This is a genomic window from Mumia sp. Pv4-285, assembly GCF_041320275.1.
Lineage (GTDB): Bacteria > Actinomycetota > Actinomycetes > Propionibacteriales > Nocardioidaceae > Mumia > Mumia qirimensis.
Genome location: NZ_CP162023.1, coordinates 625225 through 646413, shown reverse-complemented (window position 1 = coordinate 646413; position 21189 = coordinate 625225). Strand labels below are relative to the sequence as shown.

21 protein-coding genes are annotated in these 21189 nt (G+C 69.0%); 6 read left to right on the top strand and 15 right to left on the bottom strand.

The features are described 5' to 3' along the window. The 8 genes from AB3M34_RS03110 to AB3M34_RS03075 form a co-directional block, all read right to left on the bottom strand. Positions 1-1770, bottom strand: a complete 1770-nt coding sequence (locus tag AB3M34_RS03110) for a DEAD/DEAH box helicase (protein WP_370617619.1) — start codon at positions 1768-1770, stop codon at positions 1-3. A gap of 12 nt (positions 1771-1782) precedes the next feature. Next, positions 1783-2757: an NAD-dependent epimerase/dehydratase family protein gene (locus tag AB3M34_RS03105; protein WP_370619937.1), complete on the bottom strand. Its 975-nt coding sequence runs from the start codon at positions 2755-2757 to the stop codon at positions 1783-1785. A 129-nt stretch (positions 2758-2886) separates the two neighbouring features. Then, entirely contained in the window at positions 2887-4158 is a 1272-nt protein-coding gene (locus tag AB3M34_RS03100; protein WP_370617618.1) for an oligosaccharide flippase family protein, read from the bottom strand. After that, positions 4155-4787: a GNAT family N-acetyltransferase gene (locus AB3M34_RS03095; RefSeq protein ID WP_370617617.1), complete on the bottom strand. Its 633-nt coding sequence runs from the start codon at positions 4785-4787 to the stop codon at positions 4155-4157. The genes AB3M34_RS03100 and AB3M34_RS03095 overlap by 4 nt, the downstream gene beginning before the upstream one ends. Continuing rightward, positions 4784-5395: a sugar transferase gene (locus tag AB3M34_RS03090; protein WP_370617616.1), complete on the bottom strand. Its 612-nt coding sequence runs from the start codon at positions 5393-5395 to the stop codon at positions 4784-4786. The genes AB3M34_RS03095 and AB3M34_RS03090 overlap by 4 nt, the downstream gene beginning before the upstream one ends. Then, a complete protein-coding gene (locus AB3M34_RS03085; protein ID WP_370617615.1) occupies positions 5392-6567 on the bottom strand; it encodes a DegT/DnrJ/EryC1/StrS family aminotransferase in 1176 nt (391 codons plus the stop codon). The genes AB3M34_RS03090 and AB3M34_RS03085 overlap by 4 nt, the downstream gene beginning before the upstream one ends. Next, on the bottom strand, positions 6564-8348 hold the full coding sequence (locus AB3M34_RS03080) for a polysaccharide biosynthesis protein (protein ID WP_370617614.1): 1785 nt from the start codon (positions 8346-8348) through the stop codon (positions 6564-6566). Before AB3M34_RS03080 ends, AB3M34_RS03085 begins: the two co-directional genes overlap by 4 nt. A 107-nt stretch (positions 8349-8455) precedes the next feature. Beyond that, entirely contained in the window at positions 8456-9559 is a 1104-nt protein-coding gene (locus tag AB3M34_RS03075; RefSeq protein ID WP_370617613.1) for a glycosyltransferase, read from the bottom strand. 107 nt (positions 9560-9666) lie between these two features. On the opposite strand from AB3M34_RS03075, the gene AB3M34_RS03070 reads away from it, so the two are divergent. The 4 genes from AB3M34_RS03070 to AB3M34_RS03055 all read left to right on the top strand — a co-directional run bounded on the left by AB3M34_RS03070 (position 9667) and on the right by AB3M34_RS03055 (position 14056). Next, positions 9667-11091, top strand: coding sequence for an O-antigen ligase family protein (locus tag AB3M34_RS03070; protein ID WP_370617612.1), 1425 nt, complete (start codon positions 9667-9669; stop codon positions 11089-11091). Then, complete coding sequence (locus tag AB3M34_RS03065; RefSeq protein WP_370617611.1) at positions 11088-11819, top strand: phosphotransferase family protein; 732 nt, start codon at positions 11088-11090, stop codon at positions 11817-11819. The genes AB3M34_RS03070 and AB3M34_RS03065 overlap by 4 nt, the downstream gene beginning before the upstream one ends. Positions 11820-11826: 7 nt before the next feature. After that, on the top strand, positions 11827-12558 hold the full coding sequence (locus AB3M34_RS03060) for a class I SAM-dependent DNA methyltransferase (RefSeq protein WP_370617610.1): 732 nt from the start codon (positions 11827-11829) through the stop codon (positions 12556-12558). An 85-nt stretch (positions 12559-12643) separates the two neighbouring features. Then, entirely contained in the window at positions 12644-14056 is a 1413-nt protein-coding gene (locus AB3M34_RS03055) for a polysaccharide biosynthesis tyrosine autokinase (RefSeq protein ID WP_370617609.1), read from the top strand. Here AB3M34_RS03055 and AB3M34_RS03050 read toward each other — a convergent pair whose 3' ends face one another. From AB3M34_RS03050 to AB3M34_RS03040, 3 genes are read right to left on the bottom strand one after another with little or no spacing between them, the layout of a single operon-like run. Further along, a complete protein-coding gene (locus AB3M34_RS03050; protein WP_370617608.1) occupies positions 14057-15370 on the bottom strand; it encodes a UDP-glucose dehydrogenase family protein in 1314 nt (437 codons plus the stop codon). Between the two features lie 24 nt (positions 15371-15394). Further along, entirely contained in the window at positions 15395-16357 is a 963-nt protein-coding gene (locus AB3M34_RS03045) for a YgfZ/GcvT domain-containing protein (protein ID WP_370619935.1), read from the bottom strand. Positions 16358-16403: 46 nt separating this feature from the next. Continuing rightward, complete coding sequence (locus AB3M34_RS03040; RefSeq protein ID WP_370617607.1) at positions 16404-16913, bottom strand: FABP family protein; 510 nt, start codon at positions 16911-16913, stop codon at positions 16404-16406. Between the two features lie 72 nt (positions 16914-16985). Between AB3M34_RS03040 and dtd the strand changes: the two genes are divergently transcribed. Both dtd and AB3M34_RS03030 read left to right on the top strand, forming a co-directional pair. Beyond that, positions 16986-17450, top strand: coding sequence for a D-aminoacyl-tRNA deacylase (gene dtd / locus AB3M34_RS03035; RefSeq protein ID WP_370617606.1), 465 nt, complete (start codon positions 16986-16988; stop codon positions 17448-17450). A gap of 77 nt (positions 17451-17527) precedes the next feature. Beyond that, the gene (locus tag AB3M34_RS03030; protein WP_370617605.1) at positions 17528-18634 is read left to right on the top strand and encodes an LCP family protein; all 1107 of its coding nucleotides are present in this window, start codon (positions 17528-17530) and stop codon (positions 18632-18634) included. A gap of 141 nt (positions 18635-18775) precedes the next feature. Here the strand turns inward: AB3M34_RS03030 and AB3M34_RS03025 are convergent, their stop codons facing one another. The 4 genes from AB3M34_RS03025 to AB3M34_RS03010 form a co-directional block, all read right to left on the bottom strand. Then, positions 18776-19084: a DUF1416 domain-containing protein gene (locus AB3M34_RS03025; protein ID WP_370617604.1), complete on the bottom strand. Its 309-nt coding sequence runs from the start codon at positions 19082-19084 to the stop codon at positions 18776-18778. Between the two features lies 1 nt (position 19085). Then, positions 19086-19934 carry a sulfurtransferase gene (locus AB3M34_RS03020; RefSeq protein WP_370617603.1) on the bottom strand — a complete coding sequence of 283 codons (849 nt, stop codon included), beginning with the start codon at positions 19932-19934 and terminating at the stop codon, positions 19086-19088. A gap of 63 nt (positions 19935-19997) precedes the next feature. Beyond that, positions 19998-20483, bottom strand: a complete 486-nt coding sequence (locus tag AB3M34_RS03015; RefSeq protein WP_370617602.1) for a DUF4395 domain-containing protein — start codon at positions 20481-20483, stop codon at positions 19998-20000. 196 nt (positions 20484-20679) lie between these two features. Continuing rightward, the gene (locus AB3M34_RS03010) at positions 20680-21162 is read right to left on the bottom strand and encodes a thioredoxin family protein (protein ID WP_370617601.1); all 483 of its coding nucleotides are present in this window, start codon (positions 21160-21162) and stop codon (positions 20680-20682) included. Positions 21163-21189: the final 27 nt, after the last annotated feature.

Here is a 21189-nt window from a genome sequence, read left to right as displayed (position 1 = left end):
TCACCCCTTGCGTCGTGGTGCCCTGGCCGACCGTACCGGGCCCTTGCCCGCGTTGTCCCACGGCCGACCGCCACCGCTGCGACGAGGACCGCCCGATCCCGAACCTCCACGCGGACCGCGGTCACGCTCGAGGTGGATCAGCTCGCCGCCGATCCGCGTCCGGCTGAGCGCGTTCTGGGCGCCGCTCGGCAACGGGTCCGGCAGCTCGACCAGCGAGTGGTCGAACCGGATCGAGATGTTGCCGAAGTCGGAGCGGCCCAGGCCGCCCTCGTTCGCGAGAGCGCCCATGATCGACTTCGGGGTGGCGCGCTGACGCTTGCCGACCGCGAGGCGGTAGACGGCCATGCCGTCCGGTGTGGGGCGCTGCGGGCGCTCGGGACGATCGCCCCGGTCACGGTCACGACCCTTGTCGCGCTCGGAGAGCTGGATGTCGTCCTTGGCGTCGAGCAGGAAGGTGCGACCGTCCTGTGCACGGACGGCCAGCGCCGCGGCGACGTCGAGCGGGTCGACGCCCGTCGCCTCGGCGTACTTGCCGACCATGCCGCGGTAGAGGTGGACGTCACGGCTCGCGAGCGCGTTGGTGATCGCCTCCTCGAACAGCTCGACCCGGCGGGCGTTGACCTGCTCGGCGGTGGGGATGTCCATCGGCGTGACGGGCTGACCGGTGGTGCGCTCGATGACGCTCAGGAGCCGGCGCTCGCGAGGGGTGACGAACAGGACGGCGTCACCGCTGCGGCCCGCGCGACCCGTACGGCCGATCCGGTGCACGTACGCCTCGGGGTCGTGCGGGATGTCGTAGTTGATGACGTGGCTGACGCGGTCGACGTCGAGCCCACGGGCAGCGACGTCCGTCGCGACGAGGATGTCGAGCGACCCGCTCTTGAGTGCGTTGACCGCGCGCTCGCGCTGGGCCTGGACGAGGTCGCCGTTGATCGCCTGGGCGGTGTGCCCGAGGACACGAAGCTGCTCGGCAAGCTCCTCGGTGGCCGACTTCGTACGGACGAAGACGATGACGCCCTCGTGCGGCTCGACCTCGAGGAAGCGGCTCAGGGCGTCCAGCTTGCGGAAGTGCGGGACCAGCAGCCAACGCTGGCGGACGTTCTTGGCGGTGACGGTCTGCGACTTGACCTTCACCTCGACGGGATCCTTGAGGTACTGGCTGGCCAGCCGGCGGATGGTCGACGGCATCGTCGCCGAGAACAGGGCGACCTGCTTCGTCGTCGGCGTGTCGCGCAGGATGCGCTCGACGTCGTCGGCGAACCCCATCTTGAGCATCTCGTCGGCCTCGTCGAGGACGAGGTAGGAGATCGTCGTCAGGTCGAGGCGGCCGCGCTCGAGGTGGTCGATCACACGACCGGGGGTGCCGACGACGACGTGCGCACCCTTGCGGAGACCGGCGAGCTGCTCTGAGTAGCCGGCACCGCCGTAGACGGGAACCACGTTGAGGCCCGGCAGGTGCTTCGCGTACGAGGCGAACGCCTCGGCGACCTGCAGCGCGAGCTCACGGGTGGGGGCGAGTACGAGGGCCTGGGTCTCCGGGCGGGTCACATCGATGCCGGAGAGGATCGGGAGCGCGAAGGCAGCGGTCTTGCCGGTGCCCGTCTGCGCCATACCGATGATGTCGTGCCCGTCGAGCAGTGGAGGGATCGCCTCCGCTTGGATGGGTGACGGCGACTCGTAGCCGACGTCGGCAAGGGCGCGGACCAGTCGCTCGTCGGCGAGAAGGTCAGCAAAAGAAGGTTGCGCTTCATTCGGCGCGGAATCAGTCATAACCGGTCAAGTCTATGGGCGGAGCGTGCTGGACCACGAATCGAAGGAGTGTGATGTCGGACGAGTGGCGAACCAGTCCACGGTTCGGCGCAATCCATCTCGGAGCGGGACCGGCTCGGCGACGGGATAGAGCTGATGGAGGAGGCCACCGTCGGCGCGGGATGCTCGAACGTCGGCCGGTCGCGGAGGGCGCCACTCGATAGTGGCCGTTCTGCCCGTCACCGCCTCCAACATCTCAATGAGCTCGACGACACTCGTGCGCGTCCCGAAGGCAAGATTCACCGGTTCCCTGTGCGCCCCCGCGGTCACCGCCGACTCGATGAGCACGCGACACACGGCGTCGACGAACGTGAAGTCACGCGTCTGCCCGCCGTCACCGTGGACGGGAACAGGCGCCCCTCGAAGCAACGCGTCGACGAACACTGGGACGACGGCGGAGTAGGTGTGTCCGGCCGGTTGTCGAGGCCCATAGACGTTGAAGAAGCGGAAGGCGGAAACGCTGAGACCGAACGACTCCTGGTAAGCCAGCGCGATCTGCTCCGCTGCGAGCTTGCTCGCCGCATAAGGACTGAGCGGCCGAACCCATCCACGCTCGTTCTTGTACTCGGCCGGGTTTGCGCCGTACACCGAGCTCGACGACGCGACCACCACGTGATCGACGCCGACGGCGCGACACGCCTCCAGTACCTCGACAGTGCCCGAGACGTTCACCTCGTACGAGGTGCGCGGATCGGCCAGCGATCGCGGAACGCTCGGGATGGCGGCGAGATGGATCACGCTGTCGATGCCCCTCAGGGACATCATGAGCGCGGAGGGATCGCGCACCGACCCGCGCTGAAGGTCGACCGGCACACCGACGAGATTCTCCTCGCGACCGGTCGAGAAGTCGTCGAGCACACGGACATCACTCACTCGGGGGTGTTTCATCGCAATGCGCACGAGGTTGGACCCGATGAACCCTCCGCCACCCGTCACCAGAAGCCGCATGTTCCCCCGCATGAGCTAGGCGTCAACTGGTCGAGCGTAAGTGGGCGGGTCGCACGCCGCGACTCGTACGTGGAGGCGGCAACAGCCGGATCTGCTTCGATCGCCGGCCCGAACAGCTCGCACGACCTCTCAGTCGGCTGTTGCCACATCAGCACGGCGGACTGCGCGTCGCGTGGCGAGACGAGCGACTACTCCGAAGGTGAAGTAGCCGCCGACGCTGGCGAGCGCAGCCCCCGGCAGTCCCAGCAGCGGGATGAGCAGAAGATCAAGCATCACGACGGCGGCCGCGACCATGATCCCGAGCGTGCCTGCCCTGGCCAGGTGCCCCATTCCCGCAAGGTGGTGCAGGTCGACGGAGAACGACGCGACAGCAACCTCTCCGATCAACAGGATCCGGAGCGGTGTCACCCCTGGAAGGTACTCAGGTCCGACGAGGACCGTGATCACCTCCGGCGCGAAGACAGCCAGTCCAAGAAGCATGGGAGCGATGACGATGAACAGGACGACACGCGCCCTCGCCACGGCACCGTGATCACTCCGACCACTGGCGATGCGATGGAGCACCACCTCACTGAGTGCCCTCGGTACGATCCGGAGCGCTTCGCTCAGGGTCGAGGCGACGGAGTAGATCCCTGCGGGACCCAGGCCGAGAAACACTGCGACGAGGTACCTGTCAAAACGGAAGACGAAGGACCGCGAAGCCGAGACGCCCAGTGCGGGAAGCCCCAGGCCGATGAGTACGTGCCACTGCCGAAGGTCCACCGAGGGCATGGTGAGCAGCCGTCGGCGCCGCGCGAAGGAGACCAGCCCCGTGACTTCGACGGAGAGTCCCACAGCGAACGCGAGGAGGTACGCAGTCACGCCGGAGGTCGTCGTGGTGGCGAGCACGAGACAGATGGAGAAAGTCACCGTCAGCCCGACCGCCGTGAACAGCGAGGTCGCGAAGAGAGCACCGAAAGTCACCAGAAGGCCCCGCGCCAGGACGGCGCAGTGGTAGAGCGCGGCATACAGCGCTCCGAGGAAGAGCACGCCTACCGCGAACTGGAAGCTCGCGATCAGCGGAGTCACCATCAAGACCAGGACGACGAGGACCACCTCCCCGGCGACCAGCAGGATCGATGCTCCGAGGTAGGCGGACACTCTGACTCCGTGTTCGGGCCTCACCAAAGCGAGCCGTGCCGACGTGTTGATGCCGAGCGTGAGGAGGACTGAGCTGATACTCACCACCGCTAGCACCAGCGAGATCTCGCCGCGCCCCTCCGGGCCGAGCTCACGCGCCGTCACGATTGCCGTGAGCGCCCCTAGTCCGACCGAGACCAGGGTCGGGGCAACGATGGTTGCAGAGGCTCCAATCATCCCGGCACCCGAGGGAAGCCGAAGACGACGGTTGCTGGCGGTCATGGGCGCTCACCATCAGCGGACAGCGACTTCGTGTACTCATTGAGGTGGCGCCCCTCCGGCGTCACGACCACGCGTGAACGCAGGAAGCCGAGGCGCGTGTAGAAGTTGTTGGCGGCGTCGTTGGCGGATTCGTCCGTCGTCAGCCAGTACGCCGCGCATCCACGGTGGCGCAGCTCCTCTTCGAAGGCGCCTACCAGCGCCCTGCCAACGCCTCGCGACTGAAGTTTGGGATCCACCCCCAACGACATGAGGCAACCTGGTGCTCGCGTGTCGTCGTCTCGCCGCGCCCGGGTGCGTCCCCGAGCAACTCGCGTGGCGATGGTTGGCCGACGCGCAACGGCTGGCAACGCGGCGAGCGCGAACTTCCATCCTCGACGCCGCAACAGCTCTCGGTAGAAGTCCTGCTGCTCTCCAGAACCGCCGGCGTATCCCAGAACACGATGCCGATCGTCGTACGCGGCGACGAGCACCCCGGACGGAAGGTCGTGCAGCCCCCGGTAGAGCTCGGTCAGGAATGTGGCACCGAGATCAGTGAGGAAGAAGCCGGGAAAACAGGCTCGATGCAGTTCGACGATTGCCCCGAGATCCTCTTCGCTCGCTGGGCGGACCTTCGCGGACGATCGGGTCATCGGCCGGCAGCGCCCCGCGGGACCACGACGGCTCGAACCGTCTTCGCGAGGATGAGCACATCGCCTCGGACATTGCGGTCACGCACGTACGAGGAATACATCCGAGCCTTTCGCGGCAGCAGCACCTCGCGGTAGTAGCGCTCGGGGTCGACCTGCTGCGACAGGACAACCTCTTCATCGCGGAGGGCGATCGTGGCCGGGTCGGTCAGTCCCGGCGGGACGGAGAGGATCTCGTGACGAAGCTCCGGTGGCCAGAGTGCGACGTAGCGCGGCACCTCAGGACGTGGCCCCACGATTCCCATCTCTCCCCGAACGACGTTGAGCAGCTGGGGAAGCTCGTCGAGCTTGGTCCTGCGAAGGAATCGGCCCACGTTCGTGACACGGGCGTCGCCCGAAACCGTCACCTCGAGACCGCGCCCATCCGCCCCCGCGCGCATCGTCCGGAACTTCACGATCTCGAACGGCTGCCCTCCTCGGCCGATCCGGACTTGGCGGAACAGCGCGGGCCCACGCGTCTCGACCCGGACGACGAGTCCGATGAGCAGGAGGAGCGGAGCCGTCACCACCAGGGCGATGCCCGCGAGCGCGGACTCCACGGCCGCCCTCACGCCTCCAGCACCTCACGTACGGCCCGGGTGACGCGCTCGACCTCGCTGTCGGCCATCGCGCTGAAGACGGGGACGCTCACGATCCTGGGGAAGACCTCGTCGGCGACCGGGAACGCATCCGGCGCGAAGTGGAGGGACCGGCGCCAGTACGTCAGCCGGTGCAGCGGGATGAAATGGACGCTGCTCCCGATCCCCCGCTGAGCGAGCGCGTCGATGAAGGCGTCTCGCCCGATCCCGGAGTCGGCGCGCAGCCGAATGGTGAAGAGGTGCCACGAATGAAGGTCTCCGAGTGCGGCTCGACTCGGCAGCTCCAGCGGAAGGTCCGCCCACCCGTCGAGGTAGCGTCCGGCGATGCGCTCTCGCTGGTCCCTCATCGCGTGCGCCCGAGCGAGCTGTACCCGGCCCATCGCCGCTGCAGGATCGGGGAGGTTGTTCTTGAAGCCGGGAGCGATGACGTCGTAGCTCCACGCCGAAGATCGCCGGTAGCGGTCGAACGCGTCGCGGTCGATACCGTGCAACCGCATGATGCGCACCCGGGCGGCGATCCCGGGGTCGCGCGTCGTGAGCATCCCACCCTCGCCGGTGGTTACTGCCTTCGTCGCGTAGAAGCTGAATACTGTGGCGTCCGCTTGGCCGGCGGCACCGACGAGCTCCCCATCACGGCTGCTGGGCAGGGCGTGGGCCGCATCTTCGATCACCTTGAGCCCGTGCTCGCGCGCCAGGGCGGCGATGCCGGCGGTGTCGGCCGCGAGACCGGCGAAGTGCACGACGATCACCGCCCGCGTGCGCGGTGTCATCGCGGCAGCGAAGGCCGCGCGATCGATGTTGAGCGTCCTGGGCTCCACATCGACGAGGACTGGCGTGGCGCCGAGGTAGCGGACGACCTCGGCCGTGGCCGTGAACGTCCAGGTCGGCACGATCACCTCGTCGCCAGGACCGATCCCGCAGGCTTCCAGGGCGAGGTGGAGACCGGCGGTGGCCGAGCTCACGGCCACGGCTTCGACACCGTTGCCCATGAAGGCAGAGAAGGCATCCTCGAACTCGGCGGCCGCGGGTCCGGTCGTCACCCAACCCTCACGGAGGGCGTGGACCACCGCGGCGATCTCCGCCTCGCCGATGTCAGGGCGTGCGAAGGGGACGACGGGCAGCGCCTCGGTCGCCGGCCGCCTCACCCCGCTTCCTCCACGAGACGGGGCGGGAGCTGACGCGCCAGCCTCTGCAGACCCCGGATGACCGCAGGTGGCGATGCCCACGGGTCGAGGCTCTGCACGGCGGAGAAGGAGAGCGGCATCACGCGGACGTGGGAGACCGACGGGTGCTCCGGACGCGTGTCGACCTCACCGTCGCCGAACAGCTCCTCGTGCACCTTCTCACCTGGGCGCAGCCCGATGAACTCGACGTCCACCGACGCGTGCGACATCGCGATGAGTCGACGTGCAACGGCGTGGATGTTGACGGCCTCGCCCATGTCCAGCACCAGGACCTCGCCGCCGTTCCCGATCGCCGTCGCCTGGATCACGAGGCCGACCGCCTCCTCGATCGTCATGAAGTATCGAGTCGCGTCGGGGTGGGTGACGGTCACCGGCAGTCCCGCAGCGATCTGATGGACGAAGGACGTGAGTACCGATCCGCGACTCCCCAGCACGTTCCCGAACCGCACGCTGAGGTAAGTCCCGTCGCCGTCGCGGTCACACGCTGCAGTGAGCCCTTCGGCGACCCTCTTGGTGTACCCGAGGACGCTGATCGGGTTCGCCGCCTTGTCCGTGGAGATGTTCACGAAACGGTCGACGCCGGACGCACGCGCCGCGTCGAGCACGTTCTTCGTTCCCCAGACGTTGGTCTTCACGGCCTCGCCGGGGAACCGCTCAAGCACGGGGAGGTGCTTGAGTGCCGCTGCGTGGAACACAACATCGGGCTGGTAGGAGCTGAACACCGCGTCGATGGCGTCGCCGTCTCGGATGTCGGCCAGGACGATGTCGTCGGTGTCCATCGGCGCACGGCCGTGCAGGGCCATCTGAGTGGCGTGCAGAGCGGACTCGTCGCGGTCCAGCATGACGAGCTGGCTCGGGCCGAGCCTCTGGACCTGGAGGCAGAGCTCGCTCCCGATGGAGCCGCCTGCGCCGGTGATCATGACGCGGCGCCCCGTGAGGCAGTCCGCGATTCCCTTGAGGTCGGTCTGGATCTGAGCGCGACCCAGCAGGTCCGTCAGGTCGAGGTCGCGCACGTCGTCGACACCGACCCGACCCTCGAGGATCTCCGCCACGGGCGGGAGAACCTTCACGTCGACGCCGACCTCGTCAGCGATGCCGGCAACCGCGCGGACGAGGTTCCTCCGCGCCGACGGGATCGCAAGGATGATCGTCTCGACGCCCCGGTCGCGAACGACGTCGGCGATCGCGCCTCGACCCCCGAGCACCGGGACGCCCTCGATGCGCAGGTGGCGCTTCCTCGGATCGTCGTCGATCAGCCCTACCGGGTCCCACCCGACAGCTGCATCACGCCGGATCGCGTGGATCAGCTGGCGCGCCCCCTCGCCGGCACCGACCACCAGGACCGGCGCCGCGCCAGGGTGGACCGATCGAGCGCCATGCTCGTTCCACCGTCGCCAAGCCACCCGACCCCAGGCCATGATGGCGATCGCGCAGACGGTGGCACCGATCGGCACCGCACGAGGCGTCCAGAGCGGGTCGGTGACGAAGTTGAGCGAGAACCCCACGAGGCCAGCACTGAGGGCGACGCCGCTGACCAGAGCGACCTCCTCGATGCTGCCGGTGACCGCCCGCCCGTTGTGCAGGCGGAAGGCCCGCGCGAGCACGGTGAACACGCCTGCCAGGATCGCGGTCAGCAGCACCGTGCCGAGTGGGTTGACCTCCCGCAGGTCTCCGTCGAACCGCGCGATCACGACCGCGACGGTCGCCGCGAGCCAAGCGAGTCCGTCAAAACCGACGAGCACCGCGGTGCGATGCCGACGTAGCAGTTGGGACACAACAGCCACCGAGCTCCCTTCCCCCAAAGGGTTGGCTCATCGCAGACTAGCCACCCGCACGGGTGAGCGCATGTTCACCGGGCCGCGGCGGGGGCGAGCTCCTGGTAGGCATCGAGGAGGCGTGCGTGGACCTGGCCCAAGCGCCGCTCGGACTCGACGGAGAACTTCGCGGCCCGGCACATCGCGAGATAGTCGTCGGACGGCATGTCCCGCATCCGCCGCAGGGCCGCCCGTAGGGCGGCCGGTGAGCGAGTCGGCACGACGAGACCGTTGCGCTCGTGCGTGACGAGCTCTCGGCACCCTCTGACATCGGTGACGATCGCCGGTCTCCCCGCAGCCATCGCCTCGATCACGCTCTGCGGGACGCCTTCGCGGTAGCTCGGGAGGCAGAGGACGTCGGCGGCACCCACGAGCTCCCGCAAGCGCGGCTGCTCGACGCGGCCGTGGACGAGCGTCGGGGTGCCGTTGCCCTTCGAGACCTCGGTGAGGTCGACCGGAGCTGGATCGGACGGCTCCGCTTCGCCGACGAGGTGGAGCCGGACACGATCGAGTCCCTGGACGGCGGCCAGGAGGTCTCGCACGCCTTTCTCCTCGACGATCCGCCCGACGTAGACGACTTCGAGCCGGTCGGCCACGCGGGGCCGGGGTCTCATGTCGAACCACGCATCCTCGACACCGTTGCCGAGATAGCGCAGCCGACTGCGGTAACGGCGGGCTCGCGACTCGGCGAGGTCCTCACGGCTCTGGAAGAGCATGAGGTCGGTCCGGGCGGCGAGGATGCGCTCAGCCTGCTGCACCCCTCGTGCGGTGATTCCCCGCGGCGGCCAGAGGTGGCCGTAGCCGTGCACCGTGTACACCACGCGCATCCCGGTCGGCCACAGCCCACGTGGCACCCAGCGCACCGTGAGTGCGACCGCCGGTGAATGGAGGTGGAGGTAGTCCGTGCGCCACCGCCGACACTCCCGCACGAGGGCAGTCAGTGTCTTCGCGATCTGCCGTGGGTCCGGACGACGCGGGAACGGGATGTCCAGCGGATCGAAGGGCTCGAGCTTCGACCAGTTGCGGTCGGAGGACCGTCCACAGGCGACGCGCACGTCGTAGCCGTGCTCCCGCTGGGCGTCGAGCTGAGGGCGGATGCGCGCGATGGCGTCACCGGGGGCGACGTGGAGGACCCGCATGACGGGACCCTAGTCAGGATCGTGGGGGCCGGCAGATCTGCCGGTCCCGAGGATCCTGACTAGGGTGGCGGCGAGTCCACCACGAGCTCCGGCGGGAGGCATCGCAGATGGCTCAGCGGACACAGAGCACCACGGCGCTTCTGTGGTCCTGCGTACCGCTCGGGGTCGCGGCGACCGGCGCCGTGCTCGCCTTCCAGTCACCCGTCGCTGCCGCCGTTGTCGCGGCACTCGCGCTCGCCGTCCTCGCGGCGGTCCTTCTGCGGCTGACGGCGCTCGACGTGCTGGTCGTCCTGATGCCGATCAACGTCGTCGTCGGAACGAGCACTCAGGTCAACGTCTCTCCCGCGGACGTCTGGCTGGTGATGATGCTCGGTGGACTTCTGTTCTTCCCCACGTTCCGGCTCGACCAGCGGGTTCGCGCGTTCCTGCAGCCGCTCGGGGTGTGTGCGCTGCTCTTCGTCGCTGTCGCCCTGCTCGGACTGTCTCTCGCGGCGCAACGCGACAACGGGACCGATGCACTGGCCGGGGTGTTCGACACGACGAAGGTCGTCATCGGGTTCGTCTATCTCGCCGTCGTCGCGACGTACTCCGCACGGGCGCTTGGTCGGCAGGACTACCGCTTCCTGACGATCTGGGTCGTCGCCGCGACCTCGATCAGTGTCGTGGCGTCCGTCGGAACCCTCGTCGGCGGCCCGCTGGAGTTCATGACGGACTACTCCCGCGCCACCGGCACCTTCGAGAACCCGAACCTCTTCGCCTCGTACCTCTACATCTCCCTCGGCATCACGCTGGCCGTCTGGGTGATCAGCAGGAAGCCCCTGCTGATCGCCGCGCTCGTTCCTCAGGTCGTCGCGCTCGCCCTGACCGGCTCGCGCGCCGCCGTCCTCGCCGCGGTCGTCGCCCTCACCGTCGTCGTCCTCGCCGCACTCTGGCAACGGACGGCACGCAGGGCCCTCGTACGAGTGGCTGCGCTCGCCATCGCCAGCACCCTCACGCTGCTCTTCGTCTTCCCCGCCCTCTTGGCAACTCCCTCCGTGGACCGGATCGGAAGCGGCTGGGCTGCCGCGTCGAGCGACGAGAGGTTCGGTCTGTGGCGTGACGCTCTCGACATGTGGGAGGCGCACCCGTTCCTCGGGGCGGGTGTCGGTCAATATCAAACGTGGGAGGGCGTCGGGCTTCCGCCAGGTGTCGCTCCCATCGCGCACAGCACCTACCTCAGCCTGCTTGCCGAGACCGGCGTCCTGGGGATCATGTGCTTCCTCGGGATCGTCCTGCCCGTCGTCGTCCTCCTCGTGCGCAAGGTCGCTCGGACGCGCGATGCGGTGTCGGCGTTCTTGCTCGCAGGCGTCGTCGGAGTCCTCGCGCACGCGTTCGCGATGAACGTCGAGAACTCGCGCGTGTTCTGGGCGCTGCTGGGAATCTCGACCGCGTGGGCGCTGGTCGAACCGACCGCCCAGACCAATGCCGCCGACGATCCAGTGTTGCGTCCGACCTCGCGCACTCGTACCGCACCGGGTTCGAGGGGGGCGTGATCGTGCGGGTACGGGTCGAGGGCGACGTCGTGGTCAAGCACGGCCCCGGAGCAGAGCTCGTCCGCGAGGCTCGCAAGCTGCGAGCATACGAAGAGTTCGCGGGAGGGCTCTTCGTCGTCCCCCGTCCGCTCGCGGTCGACGAGGAGGCCGGCGTCATGAGGATGAGCAGGTTGGAGGGGTTCGTCCCCGTCGTGGCGGCCTTCGATGCGAGCAAGGATGCTCCTCGCGCCGTCGCGTCCCTGTTCTCGCGCACCGGCGGCGTGCTGGCTCGGATCCACGGACACAGCGAGGTGACGCGGCGATGGCTCGCCGATGCCCTCACCACCCCGGTTACGGCCGGTCACGTCGTCCTGCACGGTGACTTCGGCTTCTCCAACGTCCTCGTGCGGCTGAGCGACTCCACGATCGGGGTCATCGACCCGACGCCCGCGCCGTACGTCGAGCCCCGGGACGTGGGCCCGCCGATCCGCGACCTCGCCCACATGACCTCCTGCCTGCTGGGCCGCCGCGGATCGATCATCCGCTACGCGACCGCGTTGCGGCTCCCGCGGCGGCGCCTCCTGGAGGCATTTCTCGACGGGTACGCCGCCGAGTCGGGGTCGGTTCCGTCGTGGGACGCTGTCGTCGAGGCCGGGCAAGAGCACCTGCGTACGTATCTCGTGCGAGGTGCCGACCTTCCCCGTCCGATCGCGAGCGCCACCGCGTTCGTCTGGGCGAAGACTCTGTGAGGACACGATGAGCTACCGCCTCAGCCATTCCTCCCACGGGAAGGCAGCCCAGTACGACCGCTCGCTGAGCAGCGGCTACCACCACGACCTCTGGACCGAGGTCGAGCGCCCGCTGATCGAGCGAGTGCTGCACGGCCTGCGGGATTCCGGCGCAACGCGTTGCCTCGACTTCGCCTGCGGCACGGGGCGGGTCACCGCCGTCTGCGAGCCGGTCTTCGCAACGACCGTCGGGGTGGACGTCTCCGACGAGATGCTCTCCCGGGCCCGCGAACGCTGTCAGCGCGCGACGCTGGTCCGCGCGGACCTCACTCAGGGACGCCCCGATCAGGTCCCGCCACGCGTCGACGTCGCGACCGCGTTCCGGTTCTTCGTGAACGCCGAGCCGTCTTTGCGTCGCGATGCTCTCCAGGCGTTGCGCACTCTTCTCTCGCCCGACGGGCACCTCGTCATGAACGTCCAGTGGAACACGACGAGCCTCGCAGGTGCCGCGTACCGACTCCGCGGGCTTCTGAGCGGGAACGTCCCGCCGACGCTCTCCCCCGCGGCGACGCGGCGACTCCTCGAGTCGAACGGCTTCGTGGTGGTGGCGCACCACGACTACGGCGCCCTCCCGTGGATGGGGTCACGCTGGAACATCTCGACCCCCCAGCGCATGCGCACCGCTGAACGCTGGCTCGCCGGCCGTCGGCTCGCGCGCGGCCACCTCCAGCAGTTCCTCGTCGTCGCACGGGCGACCTGAGCGTCCCGCTGCGCGCGCCACTCGCCGCGACCACCGTGCTGCCCTACTGTGAGGGAGCACCTGCGAACCGAGCCGAGGGGGACGGTTGGGGGTTCACGAGCTCCTGCAGATCCTGCGCAGGCGGTGGTTGCTGATCACCTCCTGCGTGGTGGTCGCGCTCGCCGTCGCCGGGATCTTCGTCGCGCGAGCCACTCCGGAGTACACCTCGACGACCCGCTTGTTCGTCTCGACGCCTCAGTCCGACGGCGCCGACGCCTATCAGGGGGGCCTCTTCTCCCAGCAGCGCGTCGCCTCGTACGCGACGCTCATCACCGGGCAGGCGGTCGCCCAGCGCGTGGTCAACCGGCTCGAGCTGGACGAGTCACCGAGCGAGCTGTCCGCCCAGATCAGCGCGACGGTCGTCCCTGAGACGGTCGTCCTCGAGATCGCTGTCACCGACCCCGATCCCGAGCAGGCCCAGCGTCTCGCGGAGGCCGTGGCCACGGAGTTCTCCTCCTATGTCCGAGACCTGGAGACGTCGGAGAAGGGCGAAGCCGCCCCGATCAAGGCGACCGTCGTCGACCAGGCCAGCCTGCCCGACAGCCCGACGAGCCCGAACATCCCGCGCAGCCTGGGTCTCGCGCTGCTCCTCGGGCTCCTCGTGGGCGTCGGCGCCGCGCTGTTGAGAGAGGCGCTCGACACCTCGGTCCGCTCGCTCGCCGACCTCGAGGCGGAGACCGACGCGCCCCTGCTGGGGACGATCCCGTACGACTCGACGGCAGACCGCAGCCCGCTGGTCACGCAGATCGGCCTCCTCGCACCTCGGACCGAGGCGTTCCGGGTGCTGCGGACCAACCTCCAGTTCATCGACGTCGACTCGGCTCGCAAGGCGATCGTGGTGACGAGCTCCGTCCCCGAGGAGGGCAAGACGACGACCGCGATCAACCTCGCGCTCACGCTCGCGATCGCCCAGCACCGTGTCGTCCTCGTCGAGGGCGACCTGCGGCGTCCGCGCGTCGCCGACTACATGGGCCTCACCTCCGGCATCGGACTCACCTCGGTGATGATCGGACGCCGGACCCTGGCGGAGGCGGTCCAGCCCACCGCGAACTCGTTCCTCGACGTGCTCACCAGCGGACCCATCCCACCGAACCCGGCCGAGCTCCTGCAGAGCCAGGCGATGGCCGACACCCTGCGTGAGCTTCGCGCGACCTACGACATCGTGCTCGTCGACGCGCCACCGCTGCTGCCGATCACCGACGCGGCGGTGCTGGCCTCGCAGTGCGACGGAGCGGTCCTCGTGGTGAGCGGCAAGAAGACCACGCGTGACCAGGTACGGCAGTCGGTCGACCGGCTGAACGGCGTCGGAGCCCGCCTGCTCGGCACCGTCATGACGATGACGCCCGCCCGCTCACGGGAGGGCGGCCTGTCGGGGTACGGCTACGGCTACGGTCACGTCGACCCACCGAGGGAGGCACACCCGCGCGACGGATCCGATGCAGGGATGCACCGGAGCTGACTACGGTCGGCCCAGCCCGCGGTACGTCCACCCCGCGCCGCGCCAGGCGACCGGATCGAGCACGTTGCGGGCGTCGACGATCGCCGTGCCCCGCACCTTCGACGCGAGCACGACCGGGTCGAGGTCGGCGTACTCGCGCCACTCGGTGAGCAGCAGCACCAGGTCGGCACCGTCGACCGCCTCGCCCACCGACGCGACGTAGCTCAGGTCGGGCTGGATGCCGCGGGCGTTCGGGATCGCGTGCGGATCGGTGACACGCACCTCGGCGCCGTGCAGGTGCAGGCGTGCCGCGACGTCCAGCGCCGGCGAGTCGCGTACGTCGTCGCTGTTGGGCTTGAACGCGGCACCGAGCACCGCGATCCGCCGGCCGGCGACGGCTCCGTCGAGCATCTGGCGCGCCATCTCGACGACGCGGTCGCGGCGGCGCAGGTTGATCGTGTCGACCTCACGGAGGAACGTCAGCGCCTCGTCCGCCCCGAGCTCACCCGCACGCGCCATGAAGGCCCGGATGTCCTTCGGGAGACAGCCACCGCCGAACCCGAGACCGGCATTGAGGAACTTGCGACCGATGCGGTCGTCGTGGCCGATCGCGTCGGCCAGCGCCGTCACGTCGCCGCCGGCGACCTCGCACAGCTCGGCCATGGCATTGATGAAGGAGATCTTGGTGGCGAGGAACGAGTTGGCAGCGACCTTGACGAGCTCGGCCGTCGGATAGTCCGTCACGACGAGCGGAGTGTCCTCGGAGAGCGGCGCCGCATAGACCTCGTCGAGGATCGCACGCGCCCGTTCACCCGCAGGCCCCTCGGGGACCCCGTACACGATGCGGTCGGGGTGGAGCGTGTCCTCGACGGCGAAGCCCTCCCGGAGGAACTCCGGGTTCCAGACGAGCGTCGCCTCGGGCTGGACCTCGGCGATGCGCTCTGCGAGGCGCGCAGCCGTGCCCACGGGGACCGTCGACTTGCCGACGACGACATCACCCGGACGGAGGTGCGGCAGCAGCCCCTCGATCGCGCTGTCGACCTGGCGCAGGTCGGCGGCGTTCTCACCGACCCGCTGCGGCGTGCCGACGCAGACGAAGTGGACAGCGCTGCCCGCGACCGCCGACACGTCGGTCGTGTAGCGGAGGCGGCCGGTCGAGCCCTGCTCGCTCAGCAGCTCCTGCAGACCCGGCTCGAAGAACGGCGCGCGACCGGCCGAGAGGTCGTCGACGATCCGCTCGTTGATGTCGACTCCGACGACGTCGTGCCCCATGGCCGCGAGGCACGACGAGGTGACGGCGCCCAGGTACGAGCAACCGATGACCGAGATCTGCATGCGGGCGACCTTAGCAACCGGGCGTCACAGCGTCGGCCGAACGTGCAACCCGACCTCGGGGTCGACCAGCACCTCCTGCGCGGCTGCCACGCCGTCGGCGAGCAGCGTCGCATCGACCGCGATGTTGCGCTTGACGACCGCGAGCGCGATCGGGCCCAGCTCGTGGTGGCGAGCAGAGGACCCGACGAACCCGATCGTCCGCCCGTCGAGCGTGACCTCGGCACCGTGCACCGGGAGGTGCTCGACCGAGCCGTCGAGATGGAGCAGGACCGCCCGGCGAGGAGGACGCCCCAGGTTGTGGATCCGAGCGACCGTCTCCTGCCCTCGGTAGCACCCCTTGGCCAGGTGCACCGCCTGCATCAGGTCCGGAGTGCCGGTCGAGGCGTCGTACTGCCAGCCGTACTCGTTCGGGATGGCCTTGTCGTCGGTGTCCAGCCCGAAGCGCGGGACGCCCGCGGCGATCCGCAGCGCCTCCCACGCCCAGGTGCCGACCGGGGTGCCGTACGTCGTCGGTGCCGCGGAGAGCTCAGCGCGCGGCACGATCGCGTACGCCAGTCGGGGCAGGCCGAGGACGGCGTACGCGTCGGAGGCGTCGGCGACCTCGACCCGCATCATGAAACGCATCCGGTCGAGGTACGTCGCGAGTGCGGCGCCGCGGCCGGGCTCGGTGTGCGCCCAGAAGGTCTCGCCGTCGTCGACACCGTGGAACGCGTGCTCGACACGGCCCTGAGGCGAGAGGACGAGAGCCTGCGTCGGGGTCCCGGGCGCCAGCGTCTCGAGTGCCTGTGTCGTGAGCGAGTGGAGCCAACCGAGGCGGTCCGGGCCGGTGATCGTCACCACGTCGCGGTGCGAGAGGTCGACGAACGCGTCGCCGGCCTCCAGCGAGCGCTGCTCGGGGCTGATGGCGCCGTAGTGGGCCGCGACACCGCGGTCGAGGCCCTCGCCGTCGACGGCACCGGGGAGGTCGAGGAGAGGGCTGCGGCGTATGGTCGCCGGCTGGTCGAGCGGCGCCCGTTGGTCGAGCTTGTCGAGATCAGACACGCTTCAGCTGCCCCCAAAGGTGTGACTGCATGGATTGTCCCTGCGCCGCCATGTCGTAGGCGTACATCAGGTCGCCGTCGACCAGGCCGTACATGCGCTGGCCCGCGGTGTACTCCTTGGCCGTCGGAGTGCGCACCACGGCGTCGGTCTGCATCGTCAGCCGCGGACCGTCGATCTCGCCGAAGTAGACCTCGACGAAGCCGGTCGGGTGCGTGAGCATGAGCTCGACCGGGCCCTTGGCCTTGTCGATCGGGCCGCCAGGCCGGAGGAACCCGGTCTCGAGGGCTCCCGGTCGGACGCGCTCGCCGGACTCGTCGGTGATCCACGTCCGGCTGAAGTAGTGGAGGAACGGGCGGCCGTCGTGGGCGAACGCGACGTCCTGCTCGAAGCCGAACGGCTCGATCGTCGGGTAGTCTCCGCGCCCGTTGCCGTGCCACTGGCCCAGCAACCAGGCGAATCCGAGGATGTCGGGGTGGAGGTCTTCGGGGATCTCGAACGGCATGCCTCCAGTCTAGGTGGGGCACAGAATCCGAGAGGTCGTGACTGTCGGCGTCTCAGCCGTCAGAATGTGCGGATGCGTGCTGTGGTCCAGAGGGTGAGCTCCGCGTCCGTGCGCGTCGACGGTGCGGTCGTCGGCGCGATCGACGAACCGGGCCTCCTCGTCCTGGTCGGCGTCACGCACACGGACAGCGCCGACGACGCCGCTGCCCTGGCTGCCAAGATCTGGGGTCTGCGGATCCTCCACGACGAGCGGTCGGCCTCCGACGTCGGCGCTCCCGTGCTGGCGATCAGCCAGTTCACGCTGTACGCCGACGTCCGCAAGGGACGCCGTCCGTCGTGGGGAGACGCAGCGCCCGGACCGGTCTCAGAGCCCCTGTACGACGCGTTCTGTCGTGCGCTCCAGGACCTCGGGGCACACGTCGAGCGCGGGGTGTTCGGAGCCGACATGGCAGTCGAGCTGGTCAACGACGGACCGGTGACGATGGTCCTCGACAGCAGCGAGCTGCGGCGGGGAGACGTACGTCGCTTCGTCTCGTGACCACTCATCAGGCAGAATAGGGAGGATGCAGCCCCGGCCAGGAGTCTGGGCTGCCGTCATGCTGGACAGGGAGACGGATGAGCGAGTACGACGGCGCCGGCAAACGGCGCGCCGAGAAGCCCCGCGGGTGGATGCGCAGACACTGGGTCGGCGTCTCCATCGCGAGCGTCCTCTCCGTCGTCTTGATCGGCTCCGCGACCTACGCGCTCGGGCTGATGGGCAGCCTCGGCGATATCGACAAGGTTCAGGGCGGGGCGTCGATCAAGCCAGAGAATCGCCCTGACCCAGCACCCGGCCAAGCCCTCAACATCCTGGTGCTCGGCGCCGATGCGGAGGCCGACGGCAACAACAACAAGTCGTCGATCAAGGCCGACCTCGGCTCGGACGGGCGGTGGAAGGAAGGCCGCATCCACCGCAGCGACACGATCATGGTCGCCCACATCTCCGCCGACCGGAAGAACGTCTCGGTCGTCTCGATCCCCCGCGACTCCTACGTCACGATCTACGACGAGACCGGCGAGCCGCGCGGTGAGGACAAGGTCAACGCCGCCTTCGCCAACTACGGCCCGGCAGGCGCGATCTCGACGGTCGAGCACATCACGGACCTGCGTATGGACCACATGGTGATCATGGACTGGGACGGCTTCCAGGACATGACCGAGGCCGTCGGGGGCGTGCGGGTGTACATCCCGGAGACGTTCTACGACTCGTCCCAGAAGGTCACGTGGGAGGAGGGTTGGCACAAGCTCAAGGGCAAGAAGGCCCTCCAGTACGTCCGGACCCGCTACGGCCTCTCCGACGGCGACTTCAGCCGCATCCAGCGCCAGCAGAACTTCATCCGGCTGCTGCTGAAGAAGATGATGAGCGGCGCCAACGTCAGCAACCCGATCTCCCTGCAGAAGACGGTGTCCTCGGTCGCCAACAACCTGACGATCGACGAGGGGTTCGACACCGGCACCATCACCGACCTCGCCTGGAACCTCCGCGGGGTCAGCGTCGACAACGTCGACTTCATGACCGTCCCGACCGCTGGTTACGACACCGCGAACGGCCAGAGCATCGTTCGGCTCGACGAGGCCAAGGGCGAGGATCTCTGGCGCATGGTCCGCAACGACAGGGTCAAGAAGTACCTTCGGCTCAACCCTGACGCTGCGAAGCTCGGCACCGAGACCGAGGTCAGCTGACCGCAGATCCCGCTGGTCTCGATCCTCCGCTGGCGCTCCGGCCTCGACCAGCGAAGGTGGGCGTACGACGAAGCCCCCGCCCGGTATCACCGGACGGGGGTTTCGTGGTCTCGATCGACTTCGTCGCCTCGACCAGCGGCGTCAGGCTGCTGCTTCCAGCGCGACCTCGACGTCGACCGCGCTGCCACGCTGGGCGCTGACCAGGCGGTCGACCGTCCCCGCACGCGGCGCGAGCGTGCGCAGCGTCCACTCGCCCGGCGCCGCGAAGAAGCGGAACTGGCCGGTCGCCGAGGTCGGGACCTCGGCGGTGAACTCACCGGTGGCGTCGAGCAGACGCACGTAGGCGTTGCCGACCGGCTCGCCGTCCCTGGTCACGATGCCCTGGATGACGGTCTCCTTCTCCAGGTCGACTCCGGCGAGGCTCGGCCCGCCACGCGTCGCACCGCACATGTCAGGCCTCCCCGGGCTCGTCACCGAGCGCGACCGGCACGCCGATGAGGGAGCCGTACTCGGTCCAGGATCCGTCGTAGTTCTTGACGTTCGGGATCTCGAGGAGCTCCTGCAGCACGAACCACGTGTGCGACGAGCGCTCGCCGATGCGGCAGTAGGCGATGGTGTCCTTGCTGCGATCGAGGCCGGCCTCGGCGTACAGCGCCTCGAGCTCCTCGTTGCTCCGGAACGTGCCGTCGTCGTTGGCTGCCTTGCTCCACGGCACGTTGCCGGCCGTGGGGATGTGACCGCCACGCTGCGCCTGCTCCTGCGGGAGGTGCGCCGGGGCGAGGAGCCGTCCGGCGAACTCGTCGGGGCTGCGCACGTCGATCAGGTTCTGGACGCCGATGGCGGCGACGACCTCGTCACGGAAGGCGCGGATCGAGGTGTCCTGCTCGGTCGCGGTGTAGGAGGTCTTCGTACGGGTCGGGACCTCGGCGACGAGCTCGCGGCTGTCGAGCTCCCACTTCTTGCGGCCGCCGTCGAGGAGCTTGACGTCGGTGTGGCCGTAGAGCTTGAAGTACCAGTAGGCGTAGGCGGCGAACCAGTTGTTGTTGCCGCCGTAGAGCACGACGGTGTGGTCGTTGCTCACGCCACGGTCGGAGAGGAGGGCCTCGAACTGCTCCTTGTTGACGAAGTCACGACGGACCTGGTCCTGCAGGTCGTGCTTCCAGTCGAGCTTGATCGCTCCGGCGATGTGGCCCTTGTCGTAGGCCGTGGTGTCCTCGTCGACCTCGATGAGGACGACGCTCTCGTCGGTCAGGTGCTCGTCGACCCAGTCGGCGGTGACGAGCGCAGTTTCGCGGCTCATGGTTGTACCTCCACAGTTGTTGTCAAGCGGGTGTGATGTCGGGCGGGTGATGATGTGCGACGGTCAGGCGCGCTGCGGTGCGACGCGACGGAGAGCCAGGTAGATCTCGCAGCCGAGGCAGAACCCCGTCGCCGCGTTGAGCAGGGCGGCCGCGAGCGCGAAGCCCACCGCGACGGCAGCGAGCGGCACCACGCCGGCCACGGAGGCCAGCAGGGCGACCAGCGCGAAGACGCCGCCGACCGCTTGGGCGAAGCGCGGCGGACGAGCGTCCTCGGTCTCGGTGGGCGCCCCGATCCTCGGACGCACGACTCGCGCGAAAAGTCGTGCGTACGGGGTGCGGGCCGGGCCGAGTGTGACACCGAGCGCGAAGACCGCCAGCTGGACCGCCACGAGCGCGGTCGCGAACGGCGTGCCGATCGTGACGAGCGCGGCCGCGAGGACGGCGGCTGTCAGCGCGGCAGCGAAGCGCTGGCCGCGTGGGTCGACCTGACCGGGACGGCGAGCGGCGCTGCTCGCAGGGCGCGCGTCAGGGTGGGGAAGGGTGGACATCGAGACTCCAGGCGCAGAACGGAGCCGCACGACGGCGGCAGAGAGCTGGGTTCGTTCAGCGCATTCGACACAGTGCCGAGCGCACGCGGCAGTGGTCCACTGCGCGGCGCTTGGTCAGGTGTGTCGTACGAGGCATGACGCCAGAGTAGGGGGCGTTTCTCGACGGGTCACGTCGATGTCTCATATTGCGAGACACCTATCCACCATCTGAGATGGACGACGCGGTGACACTGTCCAGGACCGCCTCGATCTCGGACATCCGCGGGACACCGGAGGCACGACCGACAACCACACCGTCACGGTCGAGCACCATGATCGTCGGGGTCCGCATGACGTTCAGCCTCCGCACCAGGTCGAGGTGCGACTCCGCGTCCACGTCGACGTACGCGACGTCCTCTCGGCGTCCTGCCACCTGTGTCAGCAGGACCCGAGCCGATCGGCACGGCGCGCAGAACGCGCTCGAGACCTGGACCAGGGTCGCGCCCGAGCCCAGCGCGGCACCGATGTCGTCGACGCTCAGCACGTGGCGCGCAGCCCGCGGGGCACGGGGCGCATCCGTGTCCACCTCACCGACCGGCGCCGGCATGGCGCGGACACGACCGTCTCGATGCTTGTGGACGGCCGCGAACGCGCCGGTCATCACCAGCACGACGAGCAGGACGGAGACACCGAGGGGCACGCTCCAAGGGTACGGTGCGGGCATGAC